The organism is Luteimonas salinilitoris, assembly GCF_041300785.1.
In the GTDB taxonomy this organism is placed as follows: domain Bacteria; phylum Pseudomonadota; class Gammaproteobacteria; order Xanthomonadales; family Xanthomonadaceae; genus Luteimonas; species Luteimonas salinilitoris.
Genome location: NZ_JBFWIB010000016.1, coordinates 30,525 through 54,325 on the forward strand (window position 1 = coordinate 30,525; position 23,801 = coordinate 54,325).

15 protein-coding genes are annotated in these 23,801 nt (G+C 67.5%); 6 read left to right on the plus strand and 9 right to left on the minus strand.

The window, feature by feature from the left end; genetic code table 11:
• Positions 1-56: 56 nt before the first annotated feature.
• The 6 genes from AB5T46_RS17665 to AB5T46_RS17690 all read right to left on the minus strand — a co-directional run bounded on the left by AB5T46_RS17665 (position 57) and on the right by AB5T46_RS17690 (position 6,518).
• Entirely contained in the window at positions 57-569 is a 513-nt protein-coding gene (locus AB5T46_RS17665; protein WP_370565389.1) for a hypothetical protein, read from the minus strand.
• A 75-nt stretch (positions 570-644) separates the two neighbouring features.
• Positions 645-1,754 carry a hypothetical protein gene (locus AB5T46_RS17670; protein ID WP_370565390.1) on the minus strand — a complete coding sequence of 370 codons (1,110 nt, stop codon included), beginning with the start codon at positions 1,752-1,754 and terminating at the stop codon, positions 645-647.
• Positions 1,755-1,969: 215 nt separating this feature from the next.
• Positions 1,970-2,515: a lysozyme inhibitor LprI family protein gene (locus AB5T46_RS17675; RefSeq protein WP_370565391.1), complete on the minus strand. Its 546-nt coding sequence runs from the start codon at positions 2,513-2,515 to the stop codon at positions 1,970-1,972.
• A gap of 71 nt (positions 2,516-2,586) precedes the next feature.
• On the minus strand, positions 2,587-3,336 hold the full coding sequence (locus AB5T46_RS17680; RefSeq protein WP_370565392.1) for a DUF3011 domain-containing protein: 750 nt from the start codon (positions 3,334-3,336) through the stop codon (positions 2,587-2,589).
• Positions 3,337-3,391: 55 nt separating this feature from the next.
• Positions 3,392-5,599: a patatin-like phospholipase family protein gene (locus AB5T46_RS17685; RefSeq protein ID WP_370565393.1), complete on the minus strand. Its 2,208-nt coding sequence runs from the start codon at positions 5,597-5,599 to the stop codon at positions 3,392-3,394.
• A gap of 85 nt (positions 5,600-5,684) precedes the next feature.
• Positions 5,685-6,518 (minus strand): hypothetical protein, encoded by an 834-nt coding sequence (locus tag AB5T46_RS17690; protein ID WP_370565394.1) that lies wholly within the window; start codon positions 6,516-6,518, stop codon positions 5,685-5,687.
• A gap of 189 nt (positions 6,519-6,707) precedes the next feature.
• On the opposite strand from AB5T46_RS17690, the gene AB5T46_RS17695 reads away from it, so the two are divergent.
• Positions 6,708-7,409, plus strand: a complete 702-nt coding sequence (locus AB5T46_RS17695; protein ID WP_370565395.1) for an ECF-type sigma factor — start codon at positions 6,708-6,710, stop codon at positions 7,407-7,409.
• A gap of 46 nt (positions 7,410-7,455) precedes the next feature.
• Here AB5T46_RS17695 and AB5T46_RS17700 read toward each other — a convergent pair whose 3' ends face one another.
• Both AB5T46_RS17700 and AB5T46_RS17705 read right to left on the minus strand, forming a co-directional pair.
• Positions 7,456-7,803: a hypothetical protein gene (locus AB5T46_RS17700; protein ID WP_370565396.1), complete on the minus strand. Its 348-nt coding sequence runs from the start codon at positions 7,801-7,803 to the stop codon at positions 7,456-7,458.
• Between the two features lie 97 nt (positions 7,804-7,900).
• Complete coding sequence (locus AB5T46_RS17705; RefSeq protein WP_370565397.1) at positions 7,901-9,733, minus strand: mechanosensitive ion channel family protein; 1,833 nt, start codon at positions 9,731-9,733, stop codon at positions 7,901-7,903.
• Between the two features lie 355 nt (positions 9,734-10,088).
• Here AB5T46_RS17705 and AB5T46_RS17710 point away from each other — a divergent pair, with 355 nt between their 5' ends.
• From AB5T46_RS17710 to AB5T46_RS17730, 5 genes are all read left to right on the plus strand, one after another.
• Positions 10,089-13,394 carry a S8 family serine peptidase gene (locus AB5T46_RS17710; protein ID WP_370565398.1) on the plus strand — a complete coding sequence of 1,102 codons (3,306 nt, stop codon included), beginning with the start codon at positions 10,089-10,091 and terminating at the stop codon, positions 13,392-13,394.
• 117 nt (positions 13,395-13,511) lie between these two features.
• Complete coding sequence (locus tag AB5T46_RS17715) at positions 13,512-13,868, plus strand: hypothetical protein (protein WP_370565399.1); 357 nt, start codon at positions 13,512-13,514, stop codon at positions 13,866-13,868.
• A gap of 105 nt (positions 13,869-13,973) precedes the next feature.
• Complete coding sequence (locus AB5T46_RS17720; protein ID WP_370565400.1) at positions 13,974-14,339, plus strand: hypothetical protein; 366 nt, start codon at positions 13,974-13,976, stop codon at positions 14,337-14,339.
• A 246-nt stretch (positions 14,340-14,585) separates the two neighbouring features.
• The gene (locus AB5T46_RS17725) at positions 14,586-16,406 is read left to right on the plus strand and encodes an autotransporter assembly complex protein TamA (RefSeq protein ID WP_370565401.1); all 1,821 of its coding nucleotides are present in this window, start codon (positions 14,586-14,588) and stop codon (positions 16,404-16,406) included.
• Positions 16,406-20,359 (plus strand): translocation/assembly module TamB domain-containing protein, encoded by a 3,954-nt coding sequence (locus tag AB5T46_RS17730; RefSeq protein ID WP_370565402.1) that lies wholly within the window; start codon positions 16,406-16,408, stop codon positions 20,357-20,359. Before AB5T46_RS17725 ends, AB5T46_RS17730 begins: the two co-directional genes overlap by 1 nt.
• A gap of 472 nt (positions 20,360-20,831) precedes the next feature.
• On the opposite strand, the gene polA is transcribed toward AB5T46_RS17730, so the two are convergent.
• The gene (gene polA / locus AB5T46_RS17735; protein ID WP_370565403.1) at positions 20,832-23,603 is read right to left on the minus strand and encodes a DNA polymerase I; all 2,772 of its coding nucleotides are present in this window, start codon (positions 23,601-23,603) and stop codon (positions 20,832-20,834) included.
• Positions 23,604-23,801: the final 198 nt, after the last annotated feature.

The window sequence follows — 23,801 nt, forward strand, 5'->3', positions numbered from 1 at the left end:
CTTGTTCTGATCGTTGCGGCACATGGGTGATGCGACATGTGGGCGATCTGCGTACGTCAGTTGATGACCGTCTCGGCAAAGCACGCCGCGAAATCGGCCGGCGCGCCCAGTCCCGCTGCCCATTCGGCCAATCCCTGCCTGTCGTCTTCATCAGCCTCCCCTCCCCAGACGTCCTTGAACTGCTGCCGGCGATCCGTGGACTCGAATACCAACCAGCCAGGGTCCGCGATCGGCGTGGTCGCAAATACGGCGCTCCATGTGCCGATCCCCATGAAGCGGACTACCTCCACCGCCTCGGGCTTCACCTTGTTGTCCATTGCGTCGGCAACGAGCTCGAGATATTCCTTGCGGCGCGCGTCAGTGAGTTCCACGTCGGCGCCGATGCAAGGCTGCGCATCGCCCGCAGCGGCAGCGACGGATGGATCCACCACTGCCCCGGCCGGGGGCGCGGCAGGGTCCGGCGCTTCGGCCACTGGTGTCGATGCTTCCGACGCGGTGTCGTGCGAGCCGCCGCATGCAGACAACAGCAGCAGCATGCCAATGATGGTGATTGAATTTACAGTGTTCATCTGGGGCATCCTCGTGTTCTGATCGTTGCGACACATGCGTGATGCAACATGGAGGTTTATCTGCGACCGCGGTGGTCAGTCGTCTTCGCTCGAGTCGTCGAAGCTGCTGTCGTCCGTGTCATCGGCATCGCTGTCGTCATCGGACGTGTCGTCCAGGCTGCCGTCGTCCGCGTCATCGGCATCGCTGTCGTCATCGGACGTGTCGTCCAGGCTGCCGTCATCCACGTCATCGGCATCGCTGTCGTCATCGGAAGCGTCGTCCAGGTTGCCGTCGTCCGTGTCATCGGCATCGCTGTCGTCATCGGAAGTGGACTCGACGCCGTCCGAATCGTCGCCGGAGTCGTCGGAGAACTCCGTCTGGCCCGGCTCCAATGGCTCGTCCGAGCCGTCGTCGAAGAACGTCGTCTGCCCGGGTTCCGGCGGCGAATCGTCGGAGAACGTTGTCTGGCCCGGCTCCGGTGGCGAATCGTCGGAGAACGTTGTCTGGCCCGGCTCTGGTGGATCATCCGTTATGAACGCATCCGGCTTGGTGGGGTAATCCGGCGTCGCATCCGGGTCGTCGACAAGGCAGCCTTCGCCGTGGCAGCCGGCATAGTCGTCATAGGTACTCACCGGCGGCGGGGGGTCCACCAGGCAGCCGACGCCATGGCAGCCGTCGTAATAGTAGTCGGCATAGCCTTGGTAATAGTGATTGTTGCTGGTGCTGTGGCGCCGGCCCCACGAGCGCGCAACGCCTTCTGCCACAGCACCCAGGAGGGCACCGGTCATGAACATGTTTGCATCGTCGGAACGGTCATAACGATTGGCCACCACGGTGTCGAAATCATGCTCGACGATCACTTCGCGCACCGCGGGGGTAATGATGGTGTCGTATTCCGCGACGAACTGGCCGGGCGTTGCAACAGTCTTCTGCACGGCCCCCTGCGATACCACCAGCGGGTAACTGACCAGCTTGGATGCGGCTGCCTTGTCGTCTGCAGCCACGGCCTTCTGCAGCGACGTATAGGCTGACTTGTAGTCATGCCTGTCCGGCCCGAGGGGTTTGTCCGGCTTCTCGACGATGGCGGCTTGCGCACTATCTTTCGCGGCCGTTGATGTCTGTTGCCCATTGTCAACCGAAACGTCGGTACATCCCAACAGCAGAACAAGGGCTCCCAACATGGTTGCCGTATTCTTGGCTTTCATCTTGCTCTCCTCGCTTCTGGAGTCCGTGGGCCGCGCGGCTCACAGTTTTCCAGTGTTCATTCAGAACGTCCTCGTTTTCTGATCGTTGCGACACATGCGTGATGCAGCAGGAGGGGGTTATCTGCGACCGCGGTGGTCGGTCGTCTTCGCTCGAGTCGTCCAGGCTGCTGTCGTCCGCGTCATTGGTATCGCCGTAGTCATCGAAGCCTATGGATTCAGTTCGCACCAGGAATTGCGCATTCGTCATCGCCGCCATCTTCCTTGCCGCAATTCAGATAGCCCTGGAAATCATTGACGCGTCTCTGTGTCAGGTCTGTCGCGCAGTTGTTGAAGTTCATGGGATGGATGCTACCGCCTGACGATCTGACCGTGGACAAGTTGCATTCCGCATCGCGGAATGCCACCCACTTCCTTTGCGCATCGATGAGCAGCTTCTTCGTGTCGTCATCGTCCTTCAGGCGCGCTTCCATTTCCCTGTAGCGCTTGTTCAGCTCGTCATCGACCGGCTTCAGGTCATCCTCGGAACACTCTGTCAGCTCGGCTTGACTCTGGGCCTTGCTGTAACAGTCGTCATCATCGCTCGCGCTCTGCGCAGCGCTTGCAGGCCGATCCGGGGCAACTTCCGCGGTGTCGTTGTCGCTGGCGGCTGCACTCTGCATGCCTGCCGGAAATGGCGATGCCCCCGGATCTTTGTCAGCGGGATCGCTGCAAGCCGACAGCAACAGGAGCGCTCCCAGTGCGGTTGCATGCTTGATCTGCATGTTGTTCTCCTTGTCCCATATGCTGCGGACCGGGCAGCCCTTAGCAGCGATGGTTGCCCGGACGCAAGAGATCAATCGTCGTCGTCCGAGAATTCCGTCTGATCCGGCTCCGGAGGATCATCCGAGCCGGAGTCGTCCGAATCGCCGCCGGAGTCGTCGGAGAACTCCGTCTGGCCCGGCTCCGGAGGGTCGTCCGAGCCGTAGTTGTCCGAACCGGGGTCATCCACATCGCAACCAATGCCGTGACAACCCTGATAGTTGCCTTGGGTGTCGAAGTTCGGGTTGCCCTCCCTGTCGAACTGGGGACGGTCGTCGGTCACCGTCTGATCAGGGTTGTCGATCAGGCACCCGACACCGTGGCATCCGTTGTATCCGGAAGGCGTGCTGTAGCGCCGGGCGTTGCTGTGCGTGTGGCGCCGATCGTGCCTGGAATCGGCCGCGCCTTCGATCAGCGCACCCAGAACGGCCCCGGCGACCAGTGTGCCCGCATCATGCCCGTGCTGGTCGTACTGACGTGCGTTCCCGTCTGCAGTGCCGGCCACGCCGTGGTGGTAGCCGCCAGCGTCGGCGAAGACGCCGGAGCATCCATCCGACACCCAGACACGGCTGGTCGCGGGGTTGAACCCCCATGTTTTGTTGATGATGCAGGCGGAGTGGGACTTCTGGTAGACCAGCTGCGGCTGCTCGAGCGGTGCGTAGCATTCGCTGTAGCGGTAGTCGTGCGAAATGCACTCCACGGTCGCTTGTGCGGCGGCGGACGATGGCAATCCGAAGCAGGCCAGAAATGCGGCCAGTGCCGGCATGGGAATTTTCGTGCTCATGGTTCGCTCCTCATGGTTGGGTTGAAGCGGATAAAGGCGCGGTGTCCCATCGACGTCAATGGCTATCGCGCAGCAACGATCCCACTTTGAAATAGAAAGAGCTGGCGCCGTGTTCCGCCCGCCCGTATCCAAGGAAGACCGGACCGATGCGGGTATCGATTCCCAGGAAGAGACTGCCCGCGCCGATCAGGTCGTTCGAGTCCAGGAAGCTGCGGTCGTTGGAGTATCCGCCCATTTCCAGGCTTCCGCCCAAGTACAGCGGCATCGACAACAGGGAGTCGGCATGACCAAGGCGACGGTAGTAGATCGCTCGTGCAAGCCCGGTCTGCATCGCGAAAATCGAATCGTCCTGATAGCCGGAAAGCCGGCCGAGCCCGCCGAGAAATCCGTAGGCGTCCAAGGCTTGTCCTGCGTCGACCTGCGCCGATGAACCGTGAAGCCCGATCAGCAGACTGTGCGAGCCGCGCGACCAGGCGACGTCCCAGGCAAGGCGAGTGACACCGGCGCGCAGGTCGGATCCAAGCGCCTCCCGGTACACCCGATGGGTGGCTTCGAGGCGTTGGCCGTGACGCGGGAAGCTGACGCTGTCGAGCGTGTCGTTGGCCAGTCCGAGCACCAGGCTGCCCAGGTCGGAACGGGTGCGTTCTCCGCCGTCGCCGACCTGCAAGCGGGTCCGTTCCCGCCCGCGTTCGACGCCAGCCGACAGCTCCCAATGGTTGCGCATGGAGTACGACCAGGTCAGCCCTCCGCCCCATGCGCTGTAGCGGTACCTGGCCGCGCTGTCATGGGCGGACGCGTCCACGGGAACGTCGAAGGCCCGGTAGCCGCCGTGCCACAGCAGGGCGTGCCGGCCGTCGCTCATCGGCTGGTGGAACTCCGCGGTCAGGCGCTCGATCCTGCCGAGACCGAGGCCGAAACGCGCTTCCGCGCCCATCGCCGTCAGGCCGGTCTGGGTCAGCTCTGCGTCGAGCTGGAAATCACTGTTTCCGTCGAAATCGCTGGACAGGCCCAGGCTTGCGTGGATGAAACCCGGCCCCCAGCGCTTGTCCTGCGGCTCGATGACCAGCCCGGCCCGGTTCTCATCGTTCACCAGCCGCCATTGCAGCTGTTCGTAGCGGTCCTCGCCGTAGATCGTGCCCAGGTCCGACTCCAACGCACCAAGCTCAAGGCGGGAATCGACATGGCGCCGGGTGACGCGCGCAACGTAGTCGCCGGTACGGGTCGACTCGCGCAGGACGTCGATGAAGGCGATCAACGGAGCATCGTGTTCGGGCAGCGTGTGATGCTGCTGGAATCGGGTGTATTGGGCCGGCGACGCACTGAATCGACGGATTTCCGGGGTGAGCGCGTCCGCGGCCTTGAATCCGATGGCGCTGGCCGTCGCCGTCCGGTTGAACTCCTGTGCGCCGAACTGGCCCAGTGGCGGCGTCAGCAACAGGTCATGGTCGTCGAGGGTTGCAATCTGGGCCTCGACGATACGCTTCATCAGCGCACGGGAGGCTTGCTCGCTGACATCCAGCGGCGTGTTCAGGTGTGCCTCGTCGAGCAGCGGGGACCCGACCCGGGACACGATCAGGCGCTCGGCACCGAGCTTGCGCGCTTCGTCGATGGGGACGTTGTCGACGATGCCGCCGTCGACCAGCAGCTGCCCGTCGATGCGGACAGGCGCGAACACGGCCGGTACCGACATGCTGGCGCGGATCGCCATGGCCAGGTCGCCGCGCTCGAACACGACCTTGTCGCCGGTGACGATGTCGGTGGCGACCGCGCGGAAGGGGATGGGGAGGTCGTCGAAGTGTTCGATCCGCCAGGTCGGCAACAGCAGCCGGCGGAGCAGCAATTCCAGTCGCTGGCCCTGGATCATGCCGCGTGGAAGCGCGATCTTGCCGTTTCTCAGGCCCAGTTCGATCCCGCCCAGTCGGCGCAGATCGTCACGCTTGCGGCGCATCGTGCGTTGCGCGCGCGGGGGGCGGTCATGAAGCACCGACTGCCAGTCGACATGCTGCAGGATCGCCTCGATCTCGTCGGCGCCGTAGCCGGCTGCGTACATGCCGCCGACGATCGCACCCATCGATGTGCCGACGATGCAGTCGACGGACACACGTTCGCGTTCGAGCACCTTCAGCAGGCCGATGTGGGCGGCGCCGCGCGCGCCGCCCCCACCCAGCACCAGGCAGGTGCGAGGCCGTTCCATGGCGCCCGATTCGCCCCCCTGAGCCACCGCATCCCCGGCGAACGCGGCCACAGGCAGGGCCAGCAGCACGATCGCCCCTGCAAGCTTGCGCCGTGCCCGGCCCGGGGACGATCCCGGGGATGATGAGGCAGATTCCGGCGACATCGGGGCTGTCTCAGAACCGATACGTCGCGACCAGTTGCGGCCCGCGGTTCTTGATGTTGATCTCGTCGCGGTGCCCGCTATGCTCGAACTCCAGGTCGATGTCGTTGTAGTTGTAACGCAGCGCAAAACCGAAGTGCTCCCAGGGGAAGAACTCGGCCTTCACTCCAAGGTCGATGGCATCGCCGGAAACCTTGCCGCCCGATTTCCGCACGTAGGACGCGTCGACGCCGACGCGCCAATGGTCCGCGATCGAACGGATGTACTCGAGGTGCAGCAGCGGTGCCCAGTGGGACTCCGAGATCGAACTGGCAACGGCTTCGATCTCGCCATCGTTGTCAAGCGCGGCGGCCAGGTTCGCCGAGACCTTGTAGCGGATCGCGCCCAGGCCGATACCGAAGGCGCTTCGCTCTCCATGATGGAGCAGCCAGGAATAGGATGCGCCAAGCAGGTCGATGTCGATATCGCCCGTGGCGGCGGCGGTTTCGCGGTAGATATCGTCGCCGATGACGAGGTCCCGTTCGAGGACCCGCGTGGCACTGGCGTCGTGGCCGTAGCGGAACGCCTTGAGTCGATGCCGCCGGCCGATCGTGCCGCCGATCTCAAGGTAGGATTCCGTTTTGTCCATGTCCAGGCCGAAGTCGCGCTTGAGATCGACGTGCGTGCCCTGCGTCGTTCCCGACGCGGAATCCCGGCGCAGCGTGACGTCGTTGTTGGCCTTGTAGGCGCCGGCCGAAATGTAGAACCTGTCGACCGCCTCCACGGCGGCGGCATCGGTTGCGCCTGCCATCGCCGGAAGGGCCAGGGCGAGTACGACCCGGATGCGGAGGTTGTTCGAATGCTTCATTGCAGATTCCTCATAGTGTTGTCAGTCCGGATACCGTGTGCCTGACCGGGCACGCCCGGTTGCGATCAGGGTTTAGCCTTCACGTCATATGAACTCGTGCTCGACTTATGCTGGGATCAAGCGCTGCCGCGGTTGTCCGAACAACTCTCTGTCACTCGATGGATTCGTGAAATCAGAGCTTGAGGGGACATGAAGTACAGCCAAAATCTGCTTTCGTCTTCACCAGGGGATATGCCGACACCTGCACTCGGCGATGAAACGGCCGAGTCGGTCACCCAGCTCCTGGTTGAAGCCGAACAGACCGGAGGCGATGCCTGGAACCGGATCTACGGCCTGATCTACCAGGACCTGCACCGGATCGCTCGTTCCCAGATCCGGCAGCAGATGGACCCGCGGCTGTCCCCGACCTCGCTGATCAGCGAGGCATGGCTGAAGCTGGTGCGCTCGCAGGTCTCGGCCAGCAGCCGCCCGCACTTGGTCTCCCTGATCGCCCGCGCGATGCGTTTCGTCCTGGTCGACGAGGTGCGCCGGGCCCTGGCCAGCAAGCGGGGCGGCTACCAGGTTGCGGAAAGGTTGTCTTCGATCGGGGAGCCGGCAGCCGAGGACGGCCGGCTGGAGGAGGTGCTTGCACTCGACAAGGCGCTCGAGTCGCTTGCGGAAATCAGCCCCCGGCTGGCACGGGTGGTCGAACTGCGCTACTACGGCGGTCTCGAGGAGACCGAAATCGCCGAGCTCATGGGTGTGACGAACCGCACGGTACGCCGCGATTGGCGCAAGGCGCGCGCTTTCCTGCAGAGCCATCTCGCCGGCGCCGAAAACACGACTGTCGCCCTGCGGGAAGGCTGCGGCGAGAGGATACCCCTGACCCGTACACCCGAAGCCAGCCGGTAGCGATTCGGTCGAATCGATACTCGATGTGCCGGCCGATCGTCGGCAATCACTCGCAACCTGTCGTTGCCGCCGTTTCTGCGAATCCCTTGTTCGCAGCCTTGCAGGAAGAGGCGAGGGCATGCGCGTCTGGCGCCTCCGCCCACTGCGACCTGGCATGATCGAGTGAGTCCTCCAGCGACGATGCCGATGGATGACCATCGATACGGCCGATACACGCTTCCACGCGTTTGGCGTAGTCCTCGCAGGCTTTCGGCAGATCGGCAGACGTGGAAGCCCTGTCGATCATCGCCGCAACGCCCATCTCTATGACCGCGGCGTCTTCCTCCACGGTGGCGACCTCACTCCTGCTGCAGGACATCAGCAAAGCGCACACCCCGGCCAGAACGAAGCGCATGCCTGCGACTCGACTCGACCTTCTCATCTTCATTCGAACTTTCCTGAAGCCACCGATTGTGGTGTGGTGCTGTACTTGGAACTTGTGTCCAAGGAAGCTATAGACCTTCTTCGCGAAAGCGACGGATGATTTCGTGATTGATTATCTGGCAGTGCTCCAGATAGGCCCAATGGTCTGGCGGGCCGTACCAGTACGTGGCCGTGATGTTGAGGGAATCGGGGTTGATCTCGTTGAAGATGACGCGCGGCGGCCGGTCCGGGTGATTGATGGCCTCGTTCGGATGCCCCGTTCCTGGATCCTGCCCACGATGCGAATCCCTTTGGGGCGGCGATGCGCCGTCCGATTCCGCAGCGCCGGCATCGGGCACGGACAGGATTTCACGCAGGATCGCCACGGCGCGTTGAATCTTCTCCTGCGGCGTATCGTAGGCCAGGGGAAGGTCGATCGTGCGCCGGATGGATGGGCGCATGTCGACGTTCTCGACATCCATCCCGGCAACCTTTTCGTTGGGAATGCTGACCAGATGCCCCGAAAGCAGCCGCAGCCGGGTGGAGCGCATTCCGATATCTTCGACAACGCCGTCATAGCCCTGGAGCTTGATCCGCTGGCCAACCTCGAAAGGCTTGTCCAGGAGCAGCATGAGGCTGCCGAAAACGTTGCGCAGCGTGTTCTGCGAAGCCAGCGCAACAGCGAGCCCGGTCACGCCGGCACCGGCAAGAATGGTGGCCAGCGAGAAGCCCAGAAGGTGCATCCCTTTCAGCAGGGCGGCCACGATCGCAATGATGCTCACAACGCGGATGCCGAGGGTCGCCAGATGGATGTCGGTCGGGCGCCGTTTCGCGCGCTCGGTCGAGGCTGCCAGCTCGATCAGCACGGTTCCGAGCGAGAACAGGAAGACGACGCCCGCGAACAGGGCTATGCCGTAAATGATATAGACGGCAGCCTGGAAAACCGGTCCGGTGATGAAGATCTTGTCGCCGATCAGGTCATAGAGCAGATAGCTGGCGAACATCGCAAATAGCGGCACGAGAAGCAGCGTCGAATCGCGCGCAAGGGGCGCGGCGTTCCGCGTCGCCCGCTTGAGGATGGACGACAGGAACCAGATCGACATGAAAGCAACGGCAAAGAGCAGGGCCATTGCGATCCATTGCCAAATGGTCTGCCCCAGGATTCCCTTGTGCATCCAGGCGGGCAGTTCGTCCGACCATGCCTGGAGGGTTGGGCGCGGCGTCAGAAACGACGCCTCGTAGAAGCCTTGTGCGGATGTGCTGCGGTACGGAAACGATCTGAGTTGCCAGAATAGATCCTCGACCGTCTCCAGCGTTTCCTCGCTGAACAGATATTTCCCCTGGTTGGGTCCATCATCGATGCGCGCGATGACGAGCGGACTGCTGCCGATCTTCCATGCGGGCGGGTAGCCCGCATCGAGGGCGGCGAGCATCTGTTTCCGGTCCGGAATGCGTTCAACCGGGGGCAGGCCGACCCGGTCGATGATCTCTCGCAGATAGACCGCGGAGTTCACGGCCACATCCTGCCGCAGCGAGGGTGCGACGTTCCTGAGATCGAAGAACCACTGCATCTCGTCGTACAGATGCTGCAGTTCCGCGTCGTCCTCCGCCGTGTATGTGTCCTGTTGCAGGAGGTCGTAGTAGCGCTGGGTCCGCTTGAGGAAGCTGATGATCGTGTCGCGGGGGCTGTTCGTGTTCGCCGGCGCGAGGAGCCCCTCCAGGGAGTCGAGGTTGGCTTCATCGGGTTCGGCGAGCTGATCGAGGATGGCTTCGATGCCACGCGTGCTTTCGGACGGGAAAAGAGAGGTTCCGGCGTTCTCCACGACGGGATCAGGACCCGTGTCCTGCGCGAAGGCTCCCGTGCCGAGAACCACGACAACGAGCGCCATGACAAGGCGCAGAGTGCACTTCCTGTTGCTCATCTCGCTCGATCCAGACGCACATGCAGGTGCCGTTGGACAGGGCCCGATCGGGAACGCGGACCATCATCGAAGCGGATCTTCGCCGCCACGCCGGACAAGCGACTCACCGTCATCTGCGCCTCTGTCCTCCCGACCTTTCCGTCACGGTGAATGTTTCGGGAAACGCCGGAGTGGGAGGACATGTCCTGTCCGGTGCCGGTTTCGCGAGTCAAGGGACTGGGCGTGGCCTGCAGCGACTCCGGTCACCGGGCCGGGCCGGGCCGCGGTTGCGCGCCGCCTCCCCCGCTCACGAAAGCCAACCGCCAAGGAGACCCCCATGCGTCCGGCTTCCAGAAGGATGACCGCTGCCTGCTCCATGCGTCGCCCCGCCCGCTCTTCGCTCGCGCGCGCCGTGGCCTGCGCGCTGCTGCTCGGCTTCAGCGCCACGGCTGCCGCGCAGGATTACCAGGAACCGGGCGAGATCGGCGATCCGGACAGCTGGGCGACCGAGGAGTTCGGGGCCGACTGGGGGCTGGGCGCGATCGGCGCGCAATACGCCTATGCGCGCGGACTCAGCGGCAACGGAATCAGCCTGGGCATCGTGGACACCGGGACCTTTGCCGACCACCCGGAATTCGCTGGATCCGGACGCCTGGACGGAATTCGCACCGAGGTTGCGTTCACCGACGGCTCCTCTCTGGTGGCCGACGGCGGCATCGGCATGCTGATCTTCGGCGACCACGGCACCCATACCGCCGGCACCATTGCCGCCAGCCGGGATGGATCCGGCATGCATGGCGTGGCCTTCGGTACCCATCTGTTTGCCGCCTCCACCGACGCTCTAGGGGCCACCGACACGCTGCTGCCCGACGCCCTTGCCGGCCTCAACGACTCCCTGACCGAACAAAAACTACCGCAGATGACGGCCGAGGAGCTGCGCGCGCTGCTTCCGGAGCGCTGGGGGTCGAACTTCACGACCTTCAATAGCGAAGTGATTGCCTTTGGCTTCGATGACCTGGTGGAACGGGGCGTCCGCGCGATCAGCAACAGCTGGGGCACGGGCGCGAAACTGGGCGGTACCTTCGACGACGTGGCCAAGCTCTACCAGCAGGACAAGGAGGACGACCAGCCCATCCACGACGCGGCCCTGCGGGCCGTACGCGACCATGACGTCCTGTTCGTGTTCGCGGCCGGCAACGAGTCGGGAACAAAGGAGGACGGCAATGAAGGCGTCCTGACCCATGCCGGCGTGGAGGCGACCTTGCCGGCCTTCCTTCCGGAGTTCGAGGACAATTGGGTATCGGTGATGGCAGTTGACCAGGATCTGCAGCGCAGCGATTTTTCCAGCATCTGCGGCGAAACCCGCGACTGGTGCATCGCCGCGCCCGGCAGAGCTATCAACAGCACCACTTTCGACCCCTACGACAACAGCCCCAACCGGCTCATCCAGATCGCCATCGCACTGGGCCTGGCCAAGCAGGAGAACACCCCCGGCGACAGCGTCGAGGAAAGACTGGAGAACTACCGCCTGACCATCGCCGGCGACGCCGAGCAGCAGCAGTATTACATCCAGGTCGGGATCGACATCACCCGGCCAAACGCCTTCGCCACCGCCCTGGACGATATCCTCGATACGGAGCACCAGCCGCGGTATGCGGATTACGAGGGCAGCTCGATGGCCACCCCGCACGTCACCGGCGCGCTGGGTCTGCTGATGGAGCGCTTCCCGTACCTGGACAATACGCAGGTCCGCGACGTGATGCTGACCACCGCCACCGATCTGGGCGAGGCCGGCGTGGACGAGATCTACGGCTGGGGCCTGCTCGACCTGGAAAAGGCGATCAAGGGCCCGGGCATGCTGCGCGACGACACGGTGGTCGACATGGACCAGGCCGCCGGCGGCGCCAAGGTCTGGGAAGGCGACGCCTGGGACGACTGGACCAACGACATCGGCGGCCCAGGCAGCCTGTTCAAGGATGGCGAAGGCTGGTTGCGCCTGTCCGGTCACAACCGCTTCGCCGGCGCTTCGGTGCTTGGAGGCATCCTGGAGTTCGACGGCGACAACGCCCTGACCGACGATGTCGAGGTCGTCAACGGCACCTTCCTCCTCAACGGCAGCCTGCAGGGCAGCGAGCTGCTGGTCTACGATGACGGCTTCGCCGTGGTCGAGGGCACCCTTTCCGGCGGCGGCACCCGGGTGTGGGGATGGCTCGGCGGCAACGGCACGCTGGGCGATACCGCGATTGTCGGTACCATCGCGCCAGGCGATGCGTTCGATGCCGGGATCGGCACCCTGACCTTCGAAGGCGACTACAGCCAGTTTGCCGGCTCGTTCTATCAGGTCGATCTGGCGTCGGATGCATCCGATCGCATCGCCGTCGGCGGAAGCGCGCAGGTGCAGGGCGGCACCGTGGCCCCGGCTCTGGTGCACGGCGAGTCCGTGCTCGGCCGCAGCTATCGCATCCTGTCCGCCGGCGGCGGCGTCACCGGCGCCTTCACCGGCCTCGAAGACACGGACACGCCGTTCCTCGCCTTCGACCTGATCTACTCGCCGTTCGCGGTGGATCTGGACGTGAGCCGCGGCGCGTCGTTCGCCTCGGCGGCCGAAACCTGGAACCAGGCCTCCGTCGCCGCCGCCGCGGACGGCCTGTCCGACAGCGATCCGCTGCTGCAATCGCTGATTTACTTCAACGCCGGCCAGGCCGCCGTCGCCTTCGACCAGCTGTCCGGCGAGCTGTACCCGAGCCTGCGTTCGGTGCTGGTGGAGAGCAGCGGCGCGCCGCGCGCCGCGGTAATGCAGCGCGCCGGCAGCGGCGCCGACGGATTCGCGATGCAGGGGCGCGAGGACCGCGGCCACGGACTGTGGATCGACGCCCACCGCGGCGGCGGCCACATCGACGGCGACGGCAACGCCCACCGCATCGACCACAGCACCCGCGATCTGCTGCTCGGCTATGACCATCGCTTCGCTGCGGGCTGGCAGGTCGGCGCGATGATCGGCACCGGCCGCACCGACTTCAACCTGCGCGGCCTCGGTGACCGCGGCCGCGCCGACAACCGCCTGTTCGGCGTCTACGGCGGCGGCCACTGGGGCGGTTTCGGCGTGCGCGCGGCGTGGATCCAGGCCCACCACGACATCGATACCGAACGCCGGATCGCCTTTGCCGACTTCGACGAGCGCGCATCGGCAACGTTCAACGGCCGCACCCGCCAGGCGGTGATCGAGGCCGGTTACCGGTTCGACCGGGAGCGCTGGGAGGTCGAGCCGTTCCTGCAGTACGCCAACATCCGGGTCCACCACGGCGCGATCGACGAGGCCGGCGGCCTGGCGGCGCTGCACGGCCCGCGGGTCGCCAATCGGGTCAACGTCGGCACCCTGGGCGCACGCTTCGCAATCAATCTCAACGCGACCGGCCAGGAACAGACCTGGCTGAGCCTGCGCGGCATGCTGGGCTACCGGCGCGTCGGCGGCCACCGCACGCCGGAGACCTGGCTGGCGTTCGATGGCGGCGACGCGTTCAGCGTCCGCGGCGTGCCGGTGGAGAAAAATGCGATGGTGGCCGAAGCCGGATTCGCGGCCCGCACCAGCGCCCACTCGCTGTTCGAATTCGGCTACGGCGGCCAGTTCGGCAGCGATGCCCGCGAGCACGGCGTCAACGCCCGTTTCTCGGTGAGGTTCTAGGGCGCGCGGGACAGGCATGGCCGGATGGCTCGCGAAACGCTTGCCGGACTCCGCTGAGTACGACAGACACCAGGTGGTGTGATGAGCGTCACGCGGCGCACAGGGATCAGCCTGCTCATGACCATCGGCGTCGCCGGCAGCCTGTCGCCCCCGGCGACCGAGGTCGAGGATCAGGCCGCCTCCCTCCCATCGCGACCGGAACCCGCCATGGAGCGACCCCGTTATCGCCAGCCCGGCTTCACCGTTCCCGGCAGCCATGTTGGCGTGCCCGGCCGTGCCCGGGCCAGCAGCACCGTCGAGGGGCGCGCGCCGGCCGGCTCACGGGTCGAAGCCGCCGGTCAGGTCGTGGATGTCGGCGGCGACCTGCGGTTCCGGTTGCGGATTCCCGCGGACGCACGCGGTGTGATGCCGGTCCGCGTCATCCGTCCGGATCGCACCGTATTGGTCCTGCGCGTGGAGATCGTCCACGACTGATGTGGTCCGACACATTGCAATGCACTCGCGCCAACGGTGTCCTGTGCGGTTTCCTTTTCCCGAAGCAGAAGGGTGGGTATACCCACTCAAGAGGAGCCGATACCGATGAAAACCCTTCCCTGTCTTGCCGCCGTCGCGGCCATCGCCCTGGCGGCCTGCGCCCCGAAACCGGAGAACGTCAGGCCGGCCTACACGGCGCAAGCGCCTTACGAAAATCTGTCCTGCGACCAGATCGCCGCGGAGTCGATCCAGGTCTCGAACAAGGCCCATGACGCCGTCAAGGCCGAGCGCCGTCATCACCACCAGGATCAGGCCATCGTGGCCGCGGGCCTGGTCGTGTTCTGGCCTGCGCTGTTCTTTACCCACGGCCACAGAGCTGCGACGGACCTGGCCACGATGAAGGGTGAAATGGAAGCCCTGGAAGCCGCATCCGAACGCAAGCGCTGCGGCATCGTCTTCAATCGCAGCTGATCCCCTGCTTGTTCCCCCGCGGGCCCGCACCGGCTGGGAGGCATGCTCCCGGCCGGTTTCCATCTCCTGCCGTTGTCTCGCCCATCTCTTGCCGTTGTCTCGCGATTCCATGCCGGGAGGGGCGATCTGAGCGACGCTCGTCGCGCGTGACCTCCATGTGTTTCGGCATGTTGTCGCCGGCGTCCCGGCCGTGATCGACCCGACTACGTTAATGGAGAATTGATGGCGGCCCGGTATGCTCGGTGCATGCCCGTTTGCTTACGCTCCCCGATTGCAAAGTGCCCGCCTCCGGTGGTGGTGCGTCTGCCCGGCATCCTCGCATTCGTATTGCTGCTGGGCAGCGGTACCGCCCATGCCGTCCAGGTCGGCGAGGTCGAGATCCGCGGCCTCGACGAGGCCATGACCGAGAACGTGCGGGTGTCGCTGTCGCTGGTCGATGCCGTCGGCAAGGACGTGCCCGGCCGGCGCCTGGGCTACATGATCCGCGAGGCCGAGGATCAGACCCGCGAGGCGCTGGAGCCGTTCGGCTACTACTCGCCGGACATCCGGGTCGAACGCACGCGCAGCGACGGCGCGGTGTCGGTGACCGTCACCGTCGACCCCGGCGAGCCGGTGCGGGTGCGCAACCGCGACATCGCCATCATCGGCGCCGGCGGCGACGACCGCTACCTGCGCCAGGACCTGGGCGCGTTCGCACCGTCGCGCGGCGCGGTGTTCGACCATTCCGTGTACGAAGCGAGCAAGGCGCGGATCAGCCGGCGCCTGGCCGAACGCGGCTATTTCGACGCCGACTTCAGCGCCCGCCGGGTGGCGGTGACGCGCGCCGAACGGGCCGCCGACATCGAGCTGGTCTGGACCAGCGGCGAGCGCTACAACATGGGCCCGGTCACCTTCGCCCAGACGCCGAAGTCGATCGTCAACGACGACCTGCTGGAGAAGCTGATCTACTGGCAGGAAGGCGAGTACTACCACCAGGGCCGTCTCGACCGCCTGCGCACCTCGCTCACCCGGCTCGACTACTTCAGCGGCATCGACATCAACCCGCAACCGGAGAACGCGGTCGCCGACCGCCGCGTGCCGGTGGACGTCACCCTGACGCCGGCCAAGCGCAAGGTCCAGACCGCCGGCATCAGCTACGGCACCGACAGCGGCGCCGGCATCCGCCTGGGCGAGGAACGCCGCTACGTCAACCGCCGCGGCCACAAGGCGCTGTGGCAGCTGGACTACGCGCAGCGCCGCAAGACCCTCACCCTGCAGTACCGCATTCCCGCCTTCGCCTGGCTCGACGGCTGGTACACGGTGAGCCTGCAGGCCGCCGACGAGCAGACCGACTACATCGACACCCGCCGTGTGGAGCTGGTCGGCAGCCGCAGCGGCCAGTACAACGAGCACATCAACCTGATCGCCTCGATGCACGTGCTGCGCGAGCGCTGGGCCTACGTGGAGGAAAACGGCGACGACCCCGACGCGGTGCCGGACTACCGCTACGCGACCTTCAGCTATCCGTCGCTGCGCGCCGAATACGTCGACGTCGACGACCGCATCTTCCCGACCCGCGGCATCGGCGGCAACGTCGTGCTGCGCGGCGGCGTCGAGGGCGTGGGCTCGGACGCTTCGTTCGCCCAGATCCACGCCCGCGCCAGCTGGTATCACGGCATCGGCGAGCGCAACCGGCTGATCGTGCGCGGCGAGCTCGGCCACACCTATACCAACGCGCTGGTCGACATGCCGCCGAGCCTGCGCTTCTACGCCGGCGGCGACCGCAGCATCCGCGGCTACGACTGGCGCGAGGTCGGTCCGCAGCTGGGCAATTTCGCGCTCGGCGCCAAGAACGTCGTCACCGGCAGCGTCGAGTTCGAGCATTATTTCGAGAACAGCTTCGGCGTCGCCGGTTTCGTCGACAGCGGCAGCGCCTTCGACGGTGACAACCCGGACTTCCATACCGGCGTCGGTATCGGCGTGCGCTGGCGCTCGCCGGTGGGCCCGCTGCGCTTCGACATCGCCCGCGGCCTCGACGATCCCGACTCGCCGTTCACCCTGCACCTCGACATCGGCTCGGCGTTCTGATGGCCCCGATCCTCCGCCGCCGCCGGCTCGATCCGGACCTCACGCCAGAAGAGCGCGACGCGCGCATCGCCGAACTGCGCGCGCGCCGGCGCGCGCGGCTGCGCTGGCTGGCGCTGCGCTCGGCGATCGGCCTGGGCGTGCTGCTGCTGGCGGCGGGCCTGCTGGTCTACTGGCTGCTGATGACCTTGGGCGGCCGCGATTTCCTGCTGGCGCAGGTGGTCGCGCGGCTGCCCGCCGGCACCACGCTGGAATGGCGCGAGGCGGAAGGGCCGGCCTCGGGCCCGCTGACCATGCACGACGTGCGCTTCGCGATGCAGAGCTGTCCCGACCGCGACGGCGAGCCGGTGCCGTTCGGCCAGTGCACCGATCCCGGCACGCTGTCGTTCGCGGCCGCACGCGTCACCATCGACCCCGACATCCGCCCGCTGCTCGGCCGCCTGCTGCGGCTGGACGCGCTGGAAGTCGAGGATGCGGTGCTGACGCTGCCGCCGTCCGGCGACGAGCCGGTCGAGCTGCCGCGCTGGCCGGAGTCGCTGCCACGGATCGGGCCGCTTCCGCTGGCGCTGCAGGCCGATGCGATCGTCGTCGACGGCTTCCGCGTGATCGGCGCGGAAGGGCCGCTGATCGACATCCACAGCCTGCGAGGCGGGCTCGACGCGCGCGACGGTCGCCTGCGCGTCGAGCGGCTGCAGGCCGACAGCGATCGCGGCCGTTTCACCCTGCACGGCGAATACGCGCCGCGCGCCGACTACCGCATGGACCTGACCGGCAGCGCGCTGCTGCCGGCCCCGGCCGGCCGCACCCGGCCGCGCATCGGCCTGGTCGCGCGCGGCAACGTGACGCGGCTGGACGTGGCGGTCTCCGGCCATGCGCCGGCCCCGGTGCGCGCAGTGCTCACCCTGCGCGGCCGCGACGATCCCGGCTGGCGCCTGCGCGCCGATTCGGAGGCGCTCGATCCCGGCCTGCTGACGGGCAGCGGCGAGCCGGGGACCCCGGTCGCGTTCTCGCTCACCGCCGACGGCGTCGGCGGCGAAGCCAAGCTGCAGGGCCGGTTTTCGCAGGGCGACTTCGCCGCCATCGTGCTGCCTTCGGTGCTGCGGCTGGAAAACCAGGTGCTGGAGGCCGAGCCGCTGGCACTGGAACTGTTCGACGGCACCGTGACCCTGCGCGGGCGCGCCGATTTCCGCGACAGCGCCGACCCCACCGGCAAGTTCGCGGTGACGGCGCGCGGGCTGCGCTGGGGCGCCGCCGCGTCCGCGGACGGCACGCCCGGCGTGCCGGTCACGGCCGACGCCGATTTCGGCATCGCCGGGCGCATGGCCGCCTGGGCCGCGATCGGCAAGGCCACCCTGGCCCGCGACGGCCAGAGCGCGACGGTGGAACTCGACGGCCGCGGCGACGGCGAGCGCATGACCCTGCGGGCGCTGCGCGCGACGATGCCGAGCGGCGCCCTCGAAGGCGAAGGCGAGGTCGCCTGGGCGCCGGCACTGGGCTGGAACATCGACGCGGTGCTCGACGGCTTCGATCCCGGCTATTTCGTGCCCGACTGGAACGGCGCGGTGAACGGCCGCCTGGCGACCCGCGGCGCCACCCGCGACGACGGCGGCCTCGACATCGAGGTCGATGCCGAAGAACTCGGCGGTCGCCTGCGCGGCCGCGCGCTGGACGGCCGCGGCCATTTCGCCATGCACGGCCCGGCCGCCGATGCCGCCGAGGGCGCGCCCAGCCACTACGAGGGCGAGATCGCGCTGTCACTCGGCGGCAGCCGCGTCGATGCCCGCGGCAGCGTCACCGACACCCTCGACATCGACGCCGAGCTGGCGCCGCTGCGGCTCGACGACTTCCTGCCGGACGCGCACGGCCGTCTCGACGGGCAGTTGCGGTTGACCGGTGCGCGCACCGCGCCCGATATCGACGTCGACCTTGACGGCAGCGGCCTGGCCTGGGGCACCTACAGCGCCGAACGCGCCAGCGTGCGCGGCCGGCTGCCGTGGCAACGCGGCCGGCAGGGCGAGCTGAACATCGACGCCAGCGGCGTGAACGCGGGCGTCGCGCTGGACACGGTGTCGGTGCAGGCCAGCGGCGCGATCGAATCGCTGCGCGCGAGCGCCAGCGCGCGCGGCGAGATCGGGGCGCTCGACCTGGCCGGCAGCGCCGACCAGCGCGGCGGCGGCTGGCGGGGCGTGCTGGAATCGCTGCGGCTGGCGCCGGCGCGCGGCGCCGCCTGGACCCTGCAGGGCCCGGCGCGCTTCGCCCAGGACGGCGCCAACTGGCGGGTATCCGAGTCCTGCTTCGGCAGCGACGGCGGCGGCTCGCTATGCATCGAAGCCGACTGGCCGCGCAACGGCCTGACCGCCACCGGCCGACAGCTGCCGCTGGCGCTGGCCGAGCCGTACCTGCCCGAGCGCGACGACGGCCGCCCCTGGCAGCTGCGCGGCGAGGTCGCGCTCGATGCGCGTGTGCGCCCGGTCGGCAACGCCTACAGCGGCAACGTCAGCGTGCGCTCGGACGAGGGCGGCCTGCGCTTCAGCGAGCGCGCACGTCGCGACGTGATCGGCTACGACGCGCTGCAGCTCGAGGCCGAGTTCGACCCACGGGCGATCACGGGCACGCTGTCGACGGTGATCGGCGAGCGCGGCCGCGTACGCGCCGAGGTGCGCACCGGCTGGGACGCCTACTCGCCGCTGGCCGGCCAGGTCACCCTCGACGTCGACGAGCTGACCTGGCTGGAACTGTTCTCGCCCGACATCGTCGAGCCGCAGGGCCAACTGGCGGGCCAGGTCACGTTGGGCGGCACTCGCGCCGAACCGCAGCTGGCCGGCCAGGCACGGCTGAGCGATTTCAGCACCGAGATCCCGTCGCTGGCGATCGTGCTGACCGAGGGCGACGTGCGCCTGGATGCGCTGGCCGACGGCAGCGCCCGGATCGCCGGCAGCGTGCGCTCCGGCGACGGCATCCTGAACATCGACGGCTCGCTCGGATGGAGCGGCGACGCCGCGGCGACGCCGCTCGAGCTCGCCCTGCGCGGCGAGAACCTGCTGGTCTCCGACACCCGCGACCTGCGCGCGATCGCCGATCCCGACCTGACCGTCCGCTACGGCGCCGGCCGGCCGCTGGAGGTCGCCGGCACGGTCACGGTGCCGGAGGCGCGGATCGACCTGGAACGGCTGGACGACGGCGTGTCGGCCTCGCCCGACGTGGTGGTGCTCGATCCGGTCGACCCCGAGGATGGCCCGCCGACCGCGCTGCAGCTCGACCTGACCCTGGTGATGGGCGAGGACGTCGTGCTCAACGGCTTCGGCCTTGAGGGCACGCTCGGCGGCCAGCTGCGGGTGCGGCAGACGCCCGGGCGCGACATGCGCGGCAGCGGCTCGCTGCAGGTCGGCGGCCGCTACGAGGCCTACGGCCAGGCGCTGCGCATCACCCGCGGCAACCTGGTCTGGAGCAACGACGTCATTTCCGACCCGGTGCTCGACATCCGCGCCGAGCGGCGGATCGAGGCCGAGCAGCTGACCGCCGGGATCGACGTCACCGGCCGCGCCTCCGCGCCGCAGGCCGACGTCTGGACCGATCCGGCCCGCGACCAGTCCGAGGCCCTGGCCTACCTGGCGCTGGGCCGCTCGCTGTCGAGCACGAGCGGCGACGAGAGCCGCCAGCTCGATGCCGCCTCGGCGGCGCTGTCGGCCGGCGGCGGCATCCTGGCCTCGCAGCTGGGCTCGAGCATCGGCCTGGACAACGCCGGCGTCAGCCAATCCCGCGCGCTCGGCGGCAGCGTGCTCGGCGTCGGCAAGCAGCTGTCGCCGCGGCTGTACGTCGGTTTCGGCGTGTCCCTGCTCGGCACCGGCCAGGTGCTGACCCTGAAATACCTGCTCAGCCGCGGCTTCGACATCGAGATCGAGTCCAGCACCCTCGAGAACCGCGGCTCGCTGAATTGGCGGCGGGAGACGGACTGAAGAGCCAGGAATGGGGAATCGGGAATGGTATGAAGCCAGGCGCCACCAGGCTTCGGCCCGCCGCCTCCGAGCTTGCTTTTGCGATTCCCGATTCCCGATTCCCCATTCCCGGCTTCACAAATAAAAAGCCCCGCAGGCAGGGGGGGCCGGCGGGGCTCGGTGGAACGGGGCTCGGGGAGAAGCCTTACGTTCCGGGATCACTCCAGGGGAAGGGAGAGATCGGCGACAGACGTTGCATCTGTCGCGAGCTATATGACCACTTCCTACATGGATGGTTCGTGAAGATTTCGATTATTTCCCGGAAGAATTCAGCCCCCGTTTACCCGGGGGGCCGGCCCGCCACCGGCCGGCGCGGCATCCCTGTCCCGTAGAGCGGAGCTTGCTCCGCTGCTCCCGGCTCCGGCGCCCGCGCAGCCGAGCAAGCTCGGCTCTACGAAATCGTCCGGAGCCGTCTCGTTCCGGGCGGCCCGGTTCAGTGCGCCTGGTCCCAGTCGTCGCCGACGCCGCTGTCGACCACCAGCGGCACCCGCAGCTCGGCGGCGCCGGTCATCCGCGGCACCACCTCGGCCAGCAGGGTGTCGACGAAGTCCGCCCGCGCCTCGAACACCAGTTCGTCGTGCACCTGCAGGATCATCCGCGCGGCGCCGGCCTGGGTCTGCAGCCAGGCATCGATCGCGATCATCGCGCGCTTGATGATGTCGGCGGCGGTGCCCTGCATCGGCGCGTTGATCGCGGCGCGCTCGGCGCCGGCGCGCAGGCCCTGGTTGCGGGCGGCGATGTTCTCCAGGTACAGCCGCCGGCCGAACACCGTCTCGACGTAGCCCTGGTCGTGTGCCTGCTGCCGGGTGCGTTCCATGAAGTCGCGCACGCCCGGATAGCGCGAGAAATACAGCGCGATGTAGTCCTGTGCCTCGCCGCGGCCGATGCCGAGATTGCGCGCCAGGCCGAACGCGCTCATGCCGTACATCAGGCCGAAGTTGATCGCCTTGGCGGCGCGGCGTTCGTTCGGCGTCACCTGGTCCATCGCCCGCCCGAACACCTCGGCCGCGGTGGCGCGGTGGATGTCGGCGCCGGAAGCGAACGCCTGCAGCAGCCCGTCGTCCTGCGACAGGTGGGCCATGATCCGCAGCTCGATCTGCGAGTAGTCGCAGGCGACGATCTTGTTGCCGGGATCGGCGACGAAGGCACGGCGGATGCGGCGGCCGTCCTCGGTGCGGATCGGGATGTTCTGCAGGTTGGGGTCGCTGGACGCCAGCCGCCCGGTGGCGGCGCCGGCCTGGTGGAAGCTGGTGTGCACGCGGCCGGTGTCGGGATTGACGATGTCCGCGAGCTTCTCGGTGTAGGTGCTGCGCAGCTTGGCCAGCGCGCGGTACTCCAGGATCACCCGCGGCAGCTCGTGCCGGTCGGCGATCGCCTCCAGCGCTTCTTCATTGGTGCTGGGCTGGCCCTTGGGCGTCTTCAGCACCGCCGGCAGCTTCAGCTCGTCGAACAGCAGCGCCTGCAGCTGCTTGGGCGAGTCGAGGTTGAAGGTGCGACCGGCCAGTTCCGTCGCCTTCTGCTGCGCGGCGAGCATGCGCCGCGACAGGTCGGCGGTCTGCCGGCGCAGCTCGTCGCCGTCGATGCGCACGCCGTTGGCCTCGATCCGCGCCAGCACCGGCACCAGCGGGATCTCGATCTCGCGGTACACGCGCTCGAGCGACGGCACCGCGACCAGCTTCGGCGCCAGCAGCCGGTGCAGGCGCAGGGTGACGTCGGCGTCCTCGGCGGCGTAGCGGGTGGCGTCGTCGATCGCGACCTGCGAGAACGCGATCGCCTTGGCGCCCTTGCCGGCGACGTCGGCGTACTTGATGGTGGTGTAGCCGAGGTAGCGCAGCGCCAGCGAGTCCATGTCGTGGCGGCTGGCGGTGGCGTTGTAGACGAAGCTCTCGAGCATGCTGTCGTCGGCATAGCCCTGCACGTCGACGCCGTGCCGGCGCAGCACGTGCAGGTCGTACTTGCCGTGGTGGCCGAGCTTCTTCTTGCTCGCGTCCTCGAACAGCGGCCGCAGCGCCGCCAGCGCCTCGTCGCGGTCGAGCTGCGGCGGCGCGCCGCCGTAGTCGTGCGCCAGCGGCAGGTACGCGGCCCTGCCGGGCTCGACGCTGAAGCTCATGCCGACCAGGTTGGCGCGCATCGGATCGAGCGCATCGGTCTCGGTGTCGAAGGCGAACTCGCCGGCGTCGCGCAGGCGCTCGATCCAGGCATCGAGCTGCGCGCGCTCGAGGATCGCCTCGTACTCGCCGGCGACCGCCAACGCCGGATCGGCGGTGCCGTCCGCGCTCGCCGCCGGCCGCGCATAACCGGCCTCGGTGCCGCGCACGCCGATCCGTCGCCCCTCGCCGGCGACCGGCGGCGCGGCGGCGGCGGCGTCCAGATCGCGCAGCGCCTGGGTGAAGCCGTAGCGGGTGTACAGCACGCGCAGCGTGTCGGCATCGCGCTCGCGCAGCTGCAGCTGCCGCGGGCCGCGCGCCATGGCGACATCGGTCTTGATCGTCACCAGATCGCGATTGAGCGGCAATCGCGGCAGCGCGGTGCGCAGGTTGTCGCCGATCTTGCCCTTGATCGCGCCGGCGTTGGCGATCACGCCGTCCAGCGATTCGTACTCGCCCAGCCACTTGGCCGCGGTCTTGGGGCCACACTTGTCGACGCCGCGCACGTTGTCGACGGTGTCGCCCATCAGCGCCAGCAGGTCGACGATCTGCGCCGGACGGACGCCGAACTTGCCGATCACCGCCTCCTCGCTGTCCAGGCGGCTGCCGCTCATGGTGTTGACCAGCGCGATCCGCGGCTGCACCAGCTGGGCGAAGTCCTTGTCGCTGGTGGAGACGGTGACCTCGATACCGTCCTGCGCCGCCGCCAGCGCCAGGGTGCCGATCACGTCGTCGGCCTCGACCCCCGACTCGCTCAGGATGCTGATGCCCAGCGCCTCGACGATGTCGCACATCGGCTGCACCTGCGCGCGCAGCTCGTCCGGCATCGGCGGGCGGTTGGCCTTGTACTCGGGATAGATGTCGTCGCGGAAGGTCTTGCCGGGCGCGTCGACCACGAAGGCGACGTAGTCGGGCTTCTCGTTGAGGGTGGCGCGCAGCATGTTGACCACGCCGAACAGCGCGCCGGTCGGCTCGCCCTGGGCATTGGTGAGCGGCGGCAGCGCATGGAAGGCGCGGTAGAGGTAGGAGGAACCGTCGATCAGGACCAGGCGTGTCATGCGCCGATTCTAGGCTGTATCGACATTCGCTTCATGATTCAGGCGGTGTGCGGGTGCAGGCGCCGGGAAGTCGCGGCAATGGTTCACAACGGGCGCAACCGTTCTTGTGAGAGCGACGGGAGTCGCGACTCCGCGGGCGGCCAGTCACGACTTCCGTCGCTCCCACAGGGGGACCACCGAGCTTGGGCTTGAATGTCG